The sequence below is a fragment of the Martelella mediterranea genome (assembly GCF_004342225.1).
Classification (GTDB): Bacteria; Pseudomonadota; Alphaproteobacteria; order Rhizobiales; family Rhizobiaceae; genus Martelella; species Martelella mediterranea_B.
In genome coordinates, this window is record NZ_SMAR01000060.1 from 1 (window position 1) to 10644 (window position 10644).

The 10644-nt window shown below is 55.4% G+C and carries 14 protein-coding genes and 1 tRNA gene; 10 read left to right on the forward strand and 5 right to left on the reverse strand.

Annotated features, from left to right (window positions below; all coding sequences use genetic code 11):
* Positions 1-415, forward strand: a 415-nt coding sequence (locus EDC90_RS19640; RefSeq protein ID WP_132314228.1) for an IS5 family transposase, incomplete at its 5' end; no start/stop codon positions are given.
* 12 nt (positions 416-427) lie between these two features.
* Here the strand turns inward: EDC90_RS19640 and EDC90_RS19645 are convergent.
* Complete coding sequence (locus tag EDC90_RS19645; RefSeq protein WP_132314229.1) at positions 428-1054, reverse strand: DNA-3-methyladenine glycosylase family protein; 627 nt, start codon at positions 1052-1054, stop codon at positions 428-430.
* 47 nt (positions 1055-1101) lie between these two features.
* On the opposite strand from EDC90_RS19645, the gene gluQRS reads away from it, so the two are divergent.
* Entirely contained in the window at positions 1102-1980 is an 879-nt protein-coding gene (gluQRS, locus tag EDC90_RS19650; RefSeq protein WP_132314230.1) for a tRNA glutamyl-Q(34) synthetase GluQRS, read from the forward strand.
* Here gluQRS and EDC90_RS19655 read toward each other — a convergent pair.
* On the reverse strand, positions 1963-2859 hold the full coding sequence (locus EDC90_RS19655) for a YihY/virulence factor BrkB family protein (protein ID WP_132314231.1): 897 nt from the start codon (positions 2857-2859) through the stop codon (positions 1963-1965). The genes gluQRS and EDC90_RS19655 overlap by 18 nt on opposite strands.
* A 125-nt stretch (positions 2860-2984) precedes the next feature.
* Here EDC90_RS19655 and EDC90_RS19660 point away from each other — a divergent pair, with 125 nt between their 5' ends.
* From EDC90_RS19660 to EDC90_RS19685, 6 genes are all read left to right on the forward strand, one after another.
* Positions 2985-3818, forward strand: a complete 834-nt coding sequence (locus EDC90_RS19660; protein WP_132314232.1) for an SDR family oxidoreductase — start codon at positions 2985-2987, stop codon at positions 3816-3818.
* A gap of 33 nt (positions 3819-3851) precedes the next feature.
* Positions 3852-4361, forward strand: a complete 510-nt coding sequence (locus tag EDC90_RS19665; protein WP_132314233.1) for an O-acetyl-ADP-ribose deacetylase — start codon at positions 3852-3854, stop codon at positions 4359-4361.
* An 85-nt stretch (positions 4362-4446) separates the two neighbouring features.
* Positions 4447-4644, forward strand: a complete 198-nt coding sequence (locus EDC90_RS19670) for a twin transmembrane helix small protein (protein ID WP_132314234.1) — start codon at positions 4447-4449, stop codon at positions 4642-4644.
* A 14-nt stretch (positions 4645-4658) separates the two neighbouring features.
* On the forward strand, positions 4659-5231 hold the full coding sequence (locus EDC90_RS19675) for a cob(I)yrinic acid a,c-diamide adenosyltransferase (protein WP_132314235.1): 573 nt from the start codon (positions 4659-4661) through the stop codon (positions 5229-5231).
* A 220-nt stretch (positions 5232-5451) separates the two neighbouring features.
* On the forward strand, positions 5452-6201 hold the full coding sequence (locus tag EDC90_RS19680) for an electron transfer flavoprotein subunit beta/FixA family protein (protein ID WP_132314236.1): 750 nt from the start codon (positions 5452-5454) through the stop codon (positions 6199-6201).
* An 18-nt stretch (positions 6202-6219) separates the two neighbouring features.
* Entirely contained in the window at positions 6220-7149 is a 930-nt protein-coding gene (locus EDC90_RS19685; protein ID WP_132314237.1) for an electron transfer flavoprotein subunit alpha/FixB family protein, read from the forward strand.
* 59 nt (positions 7150-7208) lie between these two features.
* Here the strand turns inward: EDC90_RS19685 and EDC90_RS19690 are convergent, their stop codons facing one another.
* Positions 7209-8549, reverse strand: coding sequence for an MATE family efflux transporter (locus EDC90_RS19690; RefSeq protein WP_132314238.1), 1341 nt, complete (start codon positions 8547-8549; stop codon positions 7209-7211).
* A 114-nt stretch (positions 8550-8663) separates the two neighbouring features.
* On the opposite strand from EDC90_RS19690, the gene EDC90_RS19695 reads away from it, so the two are divergent.
* Positions 8664-9086, forward strand: a complete 423-nt coding sequence (locus tag EDC90_RS19695; RefSeq protein ID WP_132314239.1) for a secondary thiamine-phosphate synthase enzyme YjbQ — start codon at positions 8664-8666, stop codon at positions 9084-9086.
* Between the two features lie 49 nt (positions 9087-9135).
* On the opposite strand, the gene EDC90_RS19700 is transcribed toward EDC90_RS19695, so the two are convergent.
* Entirely contained in the window at positions 9136-9873 is a 738-nt protein-coding gene (locus tag EDC90_RS19700) for an SIMPL domain-containing protein (protein ID WP_132314240.1), read from the reverse strand.
* A 169-nt stretch (positions 9874-10042) separates the two neighbouring features.
* Between EDC90_RS19700 and EDC90_RS19705 the strand changes: the two genes are divergently transcribed.
* Positions 10043-10118, forward strand: a tRNA-Ile gene (locus EDC90_RS19705).
* A gap of 185 nt (positions 10119-10303) precedes the next feature.
* Here EDC90_RS19705 and EDC90_RS19710 read toward each other — a convergent pair.
* Positions 10304-10525 carry a trypsin-like serine protease gene (locus EDC90_RS19710; protein ID WP_132314241.1) on the reverse strand — a complete coding sequence of 74 codons (222 nt, stop codon included), beginning with the start codon at positions 10523-10525 and terminating at the stop codon, positions 10304-10306.
* Positions 10526-10644: the final 119 nt, after the last annotated feature.

The following is a 10644-nucleotide window of genomic DNA, read 5'->3' on the forward strand; positions in this document are numbered from 1 at the left end:
GGGCCGCAAGCGCCACATCGTTGTCGATACAATCGGCCTGATGGTTGGCCTCACGGTCCATAGCGCTGACATTCAGGATCGCGATGGTGCGCCTGATCTTCTGCGGACAATCAAGCATCGCTGGCCGTGGCTTCTTCATGTCTTTGCCGATGGCGGCTATGCGGGCGACAAATTGAAAGGCCGCTTGAAGAAAGTCGGCAAATGGACGCTGGAAATCATAAAGCGAACGGACAAGGCCAAGGGTTTTGAACTTCTTCCCCGCCGATGGGTCGTGGAGCGGACCTTTGCATGGCTTGGCAGAAGCCGCAGACTGGCCAAGGATTGGGAAAAGTCCATCGCCTCAGCCGAGGCATGGATCATGATCGCCCACATCCGAATCATGATAAAACGGCTCTCAAGGTATTGCTATCGATGAATTCTTTTTGAGTCAGGCTCTCAGCTCTGCTGCATAATAGGCCCAAAACAGCCGGGCCGCCGCTGCGCGATAGGGCTGCCATGCCATCGCCCGGTTTTTAAGGTCGAGGATGGCTGGTTTCGAATCAAGATCAAAGGCGTGCGCGACCGCCACGCGCAAAGCAAGGTCGCCTGCCGGAAACACATCTGCGTGTCCGGCACAGAACATCAGATAGACTTCCGAAGTCCACGGGCCGACGCCTTTAAAAGCCGTAAGCCGGGCAATAGCCGCTTCCGTTGGCATGTCATCAACAACAGAGAGATCAAGCGTGCCATCGACAATCCCGCGCGCAATGCCTTCCAGTGTGGCCTGTTTGGTGCGCGTAAGCCCGATTTTGTTTCTGTCTTCCGGGCGCAGTGTATGGTAGGCATCGGGTGTCAGCGGTCTGCAAACGGCTTTGAACCTTTTGAAAATTGCAGAGGCTGCCTGTTTTGAAATCAGCTGACCGGTTACGACTTCGGCCAGCCCGGCGAACCCGCCCGGCATAAGGCGCAGAGGAACCGGCCCGCTTTTCAGCGCTATTTCTTTCAAGACCGGATCGGCAACATAGAGCGTTTCCAGTGCATTCTTAAGATCGGCATGGTGGCGTAAACGCTGCATTGGCTTTAAACCTTGGAGACAGAACAGAAAACAAAGCCACTCATCGCATGTCTTCGAGCCAGTCACGACCCGTTTTTCGTTTCGCCCCCAGTACCAATGGCCACCTTCATCTCGGCCATGCCCTGTCGGTTCTTGAAAACGTGCACGACGCAGAACGCTTCAACGGTCGGCTTCTGCTTCGCATTGAGGACATAGACCGAACGCGCTGCACACCTCAGCTGGAGGCCGCTGCGATTGAGGATCTGTCATGGCTTGGCATCCGCTTCGATAGCCTGCCCGGCCGTCAGTCAGACCATTTTGACGACTACAGCCTTGCCCTTGACCGGCTCAGGGCGATGGGCCTTGTCTATCCGGCTTTTCTGACACGCGGCGACGTCAAAAAAGCCGTTGCGGCCTTCGAGACAGAAGGCAGAATATGGCCACGCGATCCCGATGGCGCACCGCTTTATCCCGATACGGATCTGCGACGTTGCGAAAATGAACGTCAGCAGCTTCTGGCAAACGGAAAGCGCCATGCATGGCGATTGAATATGAAAGCCGCCTGCGAAAAGGCCGGACAGTCCCTGACATGGAAAGAATATGGGGCCGATGGCATCGCCGAGATTACGGCAGCGCCTGCAGACTGGGGTGATATTATTCTTTCGCGCTCCGATGCGCCCTCAAGCTATCATCTGTCCGTTGTTGTTGATGATGCAAGACAGGGCATCACCCATGTCGTGCGTGGCAAGGACCTTTACCACGCGACATCGGTTCACCGGCTATTGCAGGTGCTTCTCGGCCTGCCAGAGCCAGTCTATCGGCATCATCGCCTTATACTGGCAGACGACGGGCGCAAGCTCTCAAAAAGCAACGGTGACACCGCCCTCAGGCAGCTGCGCGAGGCCGGAAAACAACCGGCCGATATCCGCTCACTCTGCGGATTTTGAGCGCCGGGCCTCGCGTGTTTTATGACGGCTCCACGGGGCGTGTTTGATGACATTATACTTGAGTAAGGCCGCATTCACCTCTGCGCCTAAAAGCAGGATAACACCGATGGAATACAGGAAAACCAGCAGGATCATCGGTGTCGCAAGACCGGCATAAGTGGCACTGTATTGCGCAAAAGAGCCGAGATAATAGGCAAACCCAGAGGCAAACAGAGACCACAGAAACAGCGTCAGAAGCACGCCAGGCAGCACATCGACAAGCCGCCTCTTCCCCGCTGCCAGATAAAGATGGGCGATCACCAGACCAAAAAGCAGGATGAAGAAGGTACCGAGAAGCCTTGCACTTGAGGCTGCCTGAAGTGCCTGTTCCAGCCACGGGAACCAGCGTTCGGCGAAATGAAGTGCAATCGGCACAGCTACAAACATGACACTTAAAAAAGCAAAGATAATCGACGCCAGAAATACAAACCCAAGGCTGCGTATGCGCAACCACCACCAGGACCGCGTTTCCTCCACCCGGTATGCCCGGTTGAGCGACAACCGCACCGCCTCCACACCGTTGGAGGCAAAATAGGCTGCAGCCAGAACCGAAACCGTCAGCAGCCCTCCCCGCGGCACGGTCAGCACCTGCCGGATCTGATTGGCGACCGGCTCGGCAATTTCTTCAGGCCATGCGCCGACAATGGTGTTGATCGCCGTATCAGCGAACTGATCTGCGCCCAAAAAACCTGCCAGAGCCGTTCCGAAGATCAGGAAAGGGAACAGCGCAAGCAATGTCGAAAGCGCGACATGGCTTGCCATTGCCCAGCCGTCATCATCAGAGAAGTGAAAAAAGGCATCATAGGCAATGCGAAAGATCATCCGGATCGGCTGTTTCATGAAGTCCCCAAATCAGGCACGGCGATGTGTACGAAACAACATGCCGACAATCATATCGATTTCGTGTTCTGTCTGTCATGTTCCTATATAGAACAGGAAATGCATTCGTACACCGGAGAGATCCATTGCAAGACAAATCCACAATCATTGTCACCGGATGTTCAAGTGGTATCGGCGCATACTGCGCCCGCGCACTGAAGGCCGATGGCTGGCGGGTTTTCGCAACGGCCAGAACGCCGGAGGATATCGAAGCACTGGACGCTGACGGGCTGGAAGCGCTTTACCTTGATTATACCAGGTCGGATTCCATCACAGCTTTGGTTGAAACCGTGCGGGAAAGAACCGGAGGTCAGATCGATGCGCTCTTTAATAATGGCGCTTACGGGCAGCCGGGCGCCGTCGAAGATATCCCAACCGATGTTTTACGCGCCCAGTTTGAAGCCAACTTTTTCGGCCCGCACGAGTTGACCCGGCAGATCATACCGCTGATGCGCCAGCAGGGCCACGGGCGGATCGTGCAATGTTCTTCGATCCTCGGTGTCCTGCCTTATCGTTATCGCGGACCATATACGGCCTCGAAATATGCGCTTGAGGGACTTTCACTGACCTTGCGGATGGAACTCGACGGCTCGGGTATCTTTGTCAGTCTTATCGAGCCTGGACCGATTGCTTCGAAATTCACCGCCAACGCGCTCAAACATATTCAGGCGAATATCGATCTTGAAGGCTCCGTCCATGCCGAAGACTATCGCAAACAGCTTGCCCGGCTGGAGGGAACGGGACCGGTGAACCGCCACAAGCTGGAACCAGATGCTGTTTATGCCGTTCTGGTTAAGGTGCTCACAGCGAAAAGGCCAAGGCCACACTACGCGGTCACAACACCGGCAAAACAGGGGATGGCACTGAAGAGGCTGATGCCCGCCGACTGGTTTTATCGCCTGATGGGGCGCATGAGCTGAGATAAAACGCCAGATCGGAAAAAGGGTAGCTAAATGGCAGAAATTCGGGTCCAGAAAGGCGACATCACCAAACTTGAAGTTGATGCGATTGTGAATGCCGCCAATGCCTCACTCATGGGTGGCGGTGGTGTGGATGGTGCCATTCATCGCGCCGCCGGCCCCGAACTTTTGAAAGAATGCGCCAGCCTGGGCGGCTGTAAAACCGGTGAAGCCAAAATCACCGGCGCTTACGACCTTCCGGCAAAGCATGTCATTCACACCGTCGGCCCGGTCTGGCATGGTGGTGAGAACAACGAGGAAGCGCAGCTGGCGCTTTGCTACCAGAATGCTTTGCAGCTGGCCGTCGCCAATGATTGTAAAACGATCGCCTTCCCGGCCATTTCAACCGGCATTTATGACTTCCCTGCTGAAAAGGCAGCCGCCATTGCCACGGGCACAGTAAAGCGGGTCACAGAAGGGCTGCCATCCATTGAGACCGTCATTCTCATCGCATTTGACAGCGATACTGAAGAGCTTCTCAATCATGCACTTGCCGGGGCGTAGAGTACGCGCTCTTGCATGAGGTGGAAAATTATCGTCTGATAGCCGGATTGCGCTTGCCGCTGCAACGGAGGAGATCTGCCGCGCCATGTCGACCATCACGACGATCCTGACGATCATCGCCATGCTTCTGGTCGTGTTCTTTCTTGCGCGCGGCCTGATCAACATGATGCGCGGTGGCAGTGGTAATTTTTCCAATAAGATGATGCAGGCCCGTATCGCCTTTCAGGCGCTTGCCATTATCCTTATCATGCTGACACTGTGGCTGGTCCAATCCGGCAATTAAGCGAGAATGCACCCTTGGTAAAACTGAACAAGATATATACGCGCACCGGCGATGATGGCACCACAGGGCTTGCCTGCGGGCCTCGCCGCAGGAAATCCGATCTCCGCATGCAGGCAATAGGCGATGTCGACGAAACCAATGCGGCCATTGGCCTTGCGCGTTTGCAGGATGGGGCCGATGATGCCTTGTCGCACGCCTTCATGCGGATCCAGAATGACCTTTTTGATCTTGGTGCAGACCTGGCAACGCCAGAGACCGGCGAGCCACTGGGCTACGAACCCTTAAGAATCGTTGCCACACAGGTTGAATGGCTTGAAGGCGAAATCGACAGGCTCAATTCGGCACTTTCGCCACTAACCTCTTTCATTCTGCCGGGCGGAAGCGCTCTTGCCACACATTTGCATATGGCACGCACGATCTGCCGCAGAGCCGAACGATCAATGGTTGCCCTTCATGGCAGTGAGACACTGAGCGAACCAGCATTATGCTATATCAACCGGCTTTCCGATTTTCTGTTCGTCGCATCACGCCATGCCAATGATGATGGCAAGACTGATGTTTTGTGGGTGCCGGGAAAAAACCGCTGATTTGCGCAACAAGCTTGCGAAAAAGACAACATTTCTTTGCGAATCCCGCAAAATGAAATTATTCATGTCGCCCATTGGCAAGTGAGTGGCCCAAATAGGCCTCATTGTCACTGCGATCTGCAACAGAAACAGCCCCTTTGCTGATAATGTGGCAGTACGGCGAAAAATCTCAGGCGGAGGCCGGAAGTGCCTGTTCCGGTCCTTATCCAGGAGGGTGAAAATGAAGGTATTGGTCCCGGTCAAACGGGTTGTCGACTACAACGTGAAGATCCGCGTAAAATCCGATGGCACCGGCGTAGAGCTTGCCAACGTTAAAATGTCGATGAACCCCTTCGACGAGATCGCTGTAGAAGAGGCCCTGCGTCTGAAGGAAGCGGGCAAAGCCACGGAAGTCATCGCTGTTTCCATTGGCCCGGCCAAAGCGGAAGAAACCATCCGCACGGCCCTGGCAATGGGTGCTGACCGCGGCATCCTGATCACGACGGATGAGACCGTTGAGCCGCTTTCCGTCGCCAAGATCCTGAAGAAGGTTGCGGAGGAGGAAGAGCCCGGCCTCATCATCCTAGGCAAGCAGGCGATCGATGATGATGCCAACCAGACCGGCCAGATGCTTTCTGCGCTCTTGAACTGGGGACAGGCCACCTACGCTTCCAAGCTGGAGCTGGGTGACGGTGAAGCAACTGTAACGCGTGAAATTGATGGCGGCCTCCAGACGATTACGGTGAAGCTGCCAGCCATTGTCACGACAGATCTGCGCCTGAATGAGCCGCGCTATGCCTCGCTGCCCAACATCATGAAAGCCAAGAAAAAGCCGGTTGATAAAAAGACGGCCGGCGATCTCGGTGTCGAAATCAAGCGGCATCTCGAAGTGCTGAAAACCGAAGAGCCGGAAGCCCGCAAGGCTGGCATCAAGGTCGCAAGCGCTGCCGAGCTGGTCGATAAGCTGAAAAACGAAGCCGGCGTGCTTTAAAAGAGGAGACGCAAGATCATGACTATTCTTCTTCTCGCAGAACATGACGGCACGACCGTTTCTGATCAGACAGCCAAAGCTGCCACGGCTGCAACAGCAATCGGCGGTGATCTGCACCTGCTGGTCACCGGCAAGGATTGCAGTACCGCTGCTGAAAGTGCCGCCCGGCTCGCCGGGGTTTCAAAAGTGCTTGTTGCTGACAGCGATGCACTGGCTGAAAGTCTGGCCGAACCGCTGACTGCCACGATCATGGGGCTTTCAGATGGCTATGATGTGATCATGGCTGCTGCCACGACAACCGGCAAGAACGTGCTGCCGCGTGTTGCAGCGCTTCTGGATGTCATGCAGGTTTCCGAAATCATCGAAGTGATTGCGCCGGACACCTTCAAGCGTCCGACCTATGCCGGGAATGCCATTGAAACGGTGAAATCACTCGACGCCAAGAAGGTGATCACCGTACGCACTGCCGGTTTCGACGCGGCCTCCATGACGGGTTCAGCAACGGTTGAGGCCGTTACCACAGCTGACGATCCCGGCCAGTCTTCTTTCGTTAAAAACGAGATCGCGGAATCAGAGCGCCCCGAACTGACCTCTGCCAAAATCATCATTTCCGGTGGCCGCGCGCTTGGCTCTTCGGAAAAGTTTCAGGAAGTCATTCTTCCTGTCGCCGATAAGCTTGGCGCTGCCGTCGGTGCATCCCGCGCCGCCGTTGACTCCGGTTATGCGCCGAATGACTGGCAGGTTGGCCAGACGGGTAAGGTAGTCGCACCGGACCTTTACATTGCCTGCGGTATTTCCGGTGCTATCCAGCATCTGGCGGGCATGAAGGATTCCAAGGTGATCGTTGCGATCAACAAGGATGAGGAAGCACCGATCTTTCAGGTTGCCGATTATGGCATCGTCGGCGATCTGTTCGAGATCCTGCCGGAGCTTGAAAAATCGCTCTGAGCGATTATGTCGCCAAAATCGCTGAATGCTTGAAGTGCCGGGCCAAAAGCCCGGCATTTTTATGCGCCCTGCCCCGTGGCAAAGGTTCTGTTCGCCAGCCCCGGCAGCATGAAACGAAAGGCGACAGAGCGCACCCCCTGAAACACCAGCATGGCAATCCAGAGCCCGTGATTACCGAAAACAGGCTGCAGTGCGGCGATCGCGACGAGATAGGTTGCCAAAGACAAAAGCATGAGATTGCGCATTTCGCGCGACCATGTGGCACCGATAAAAATACCATCCATCTGAAACGCGATCACACCGGCAAGCGGCATGGCTGCGGCATAGGGCAGATAATCAACGGCCAGCCGCAGCGTGCTGTCATTGGGCGCCATCATACCAGCAACCCAAGGCCCGGTTGCCATGAAAACAGCGGCCAGTGCCAGCGCGAAGGCAACGCCCCAAAACGTTGTCAGCCGCACCACGCGATCAAAGGCAGGGCGATAAAGCGCGCCGATGGAACGGCCCGCGAGCTGCTCAGCCGCTGTTGCGAAGCCATCCAGAAAGGCAACGCCCAGAAAATAGTAACGCAACAGGATCGTGTTGGCCGCCAGAATTTCCACACCAAGCGTTCCGCTTTGCCGCGTGAAAAGTGAAATACCGATTAAAAGCGCGAACGACCGGATCATCATGTCACGGTTCACCGAAAACATCCGCTTCACCGAAGTTAAGTCCGGCCAAGACCAGAGCGTCCGCTCTGTGTGCCTTAAAATCAGTCCGGCGCCGGTCAGCGCCGTTACGGCTTCCGCAACCAGACTGGCAGCACCGGCGCCGGCTAACCCGAAGCCCATCCACAGCACCCAAAGAAAACTCAGAGCGATATTGAGTCCGTTCAGGACCAGCTGCAGCAGCAGTGCACTCACCGCCTCGCCTCGCCCGATCACCCAACCAAAGACGACGAAATTAAAAAGCGCAAACGGTGCGGACCAGACTCGCCAGCTGTAATACACCCACCCGGCATCACGCACTTCGCCATCCGCGCCTAAAAGATAAAGCCCGAGATGACCGATTGGCACATGCAGCAGAACAATCAAAAGGCCGGAAAGAAGCGCGATCAGCACACCACCCAAAAGCATGCGCTGCTCGCCCGCCCTGTCATGTGCACCGACCGCCTGCGCGGTGAACCCCGTCGTCGCGCCTCTTAAGAAATTAAACGTCGTGAACAGCACGTCGAAGATCACAGCGGCCAGCGCGACACCACCAATCAGCACCTCGTTTTTCAGTTGCCCGATTACCCCCGTAGCGACCAGCCCGACCAACGGCGTGGAGAGGTGGGCGATCATCATCGGCAGTGCTATGGTGAGCACCAGACGATGCGTGACCGCAAAGGCACGTGGATTTTCAGAAGCCCTTGTGGACATTGCACTGCTTTTTCATATCTGCTGGAAAGAAGAGAAGACGAACCAATATGCAAAGCCCGGCGTCAGCGTCAAGTTCGACCTCAATGCTCTGCCGGATGTTTCAGGAGCCCCTATATGCCGCAATCACGCCTTTCACTTGAGACCCGTGGTCAGGGCCTTTATGAATTTACCAGTGAAGCGGCAGCCTTTGTTGCCGATCATGCCTTAGAGGAAGGCCTGCTGACGCTGTTCGTGCGCCACACCTCATGCTCGCTGCTCATTCAGGAAAACGCCGACCCGGACGTCAAACGCGACCTTTCGGCCTACTTTGCTCGCCTTGCCCCGCCCGCCGATGACCCGTCCATGTCATATCTGATCCACCGGCTGGAAGGTCCGGATGATATGCCGGCCCATATAAAATCAGCGCTGACACAGGTTTCACTCTCAGTTCCGGTTTCACAGGGTCGGCTGATGTTGGGAACGTGGCAGGGAGTCTATCTGTTTGAGCATCGCGACCATCCACACAGCCGCGAGGTGATATTGCATCTGTCGGCATGAAAAAGGCCGGTCAGATAACCGGCCTTGATGCTTTGCGGTAACTTCAGGATCACTGCTCGATCGCGAATGTCATATTGACGGTTACGCTATAGGTGTTTTCACCGGCGGCAACCGGCGCGCCGCCATCGCTTTTCACCATCATCGCTTCGGCGCGGAACATCACTGGTTGTGGCATGGAACTGTTTTCGGTAATCGAGAGCACATCGCCCAGTTTCACGCCTGCGGCTTCTGCCAGTGTTTCGGCCTTGGCAATGGCATTGGAAACGGCTTCTTTGCGTGCTTCATTTTCAGCGCCGGAAGGGTCGCTGTTTGAAAAACTGATGCCACCGCCGGAATTCACGCCCAGCTTGATCGACTGATCGAGAACGGCGCCGAGATTGGAGAGGTTGCGCACTTTGACGTTAAGCCCGTTGCGCACCTGATACCCGTTGATTTCATTTGTCATACCGTCATCGGTCTTGATCTGCTTATAGCGCGGATTGATGGAAAAATTGTCCGTCTGCATGTCCTTGTCGGCAATGCCGGCTTCTTTCAGCGCCGCCATAACTTTCTTCATCGCAGCCGAATTTTCCGAAAGAGCAGCATCCGCCGCATCGGCCTCGGAAACAACGGCCATTGAGACCGTGGCCATATCCGGCACCAGTGTTGCCTCGCCATCAGCCGATATCGAGATCGTTGCCTGAGGCATCTGCGATTCCATGGTCTGCTGCGCGAGTGTACCCGTGGCATAAAGCGGGGCTGCTAAAATCAGGCCTGCCGCCACCATTTTAACGGGAAAAGTGGTCATTATTGCTCCTCGTAAACTTGAACCTGCGATTGTTTTGACGCTTAATTATGAAGCGAATACGGCAAGTCTTGCCGGAGCCTCCAATTTGAGGTAGTTCGAGCAACCGCACAAGTTGCCATTGGCTTGTGTGTATCCGGTTTTAGCGCGCACGTCGCACAAAGTCCGGTTTGGGCCTGTAGCTCAATGGTTAGAGCCGGCGGCTCATAACCGCTTGGTTGGGGGTTCGAGTCCCTCCAGGCCCACCACCTCTGAATTTTGACATTTGACGTGCGACACGGAAACGCCGACTTTGCGACAAAAGTCGGTTTTTCGATTCGCGACCCGACGGTTGTAGCGTGACGCGCGGTTTTGCAATTTTGACAGCTGGTTTTGCAGCAATCGGATTTGGCAACATGGCTTGAAGCGACTGGAACGAGGATCGAAGCGCCCGTTATTCAGCTTCCTCGGCAAGCCATTTCAGTAGCTCTTCTACATTGATAGCTAGGTCTTTGGATTCAGTAGGCCCGCCTTTATGGATAATGCCAGCGACCTCGTTCTCATGTGTTACGAGAGGCCCACCTGACATGCCTTGAACCAGCTTTTGAGAGAAGTCGATTTTCGCCACCAGGCTCTTGACTGGTAGCGAGTTGACCTTGCCCTCTTTGACGTTCAATCGATCGCCAGCACCAAAGTCGGGGGGTAATCCTCCCCTTTTTAACGGGGCTTTTTGGTAGAATTCACGCGGCCATTTTCAGTTTCTGTGCGGGTGTCATTCCGCCGATGCCCATATTG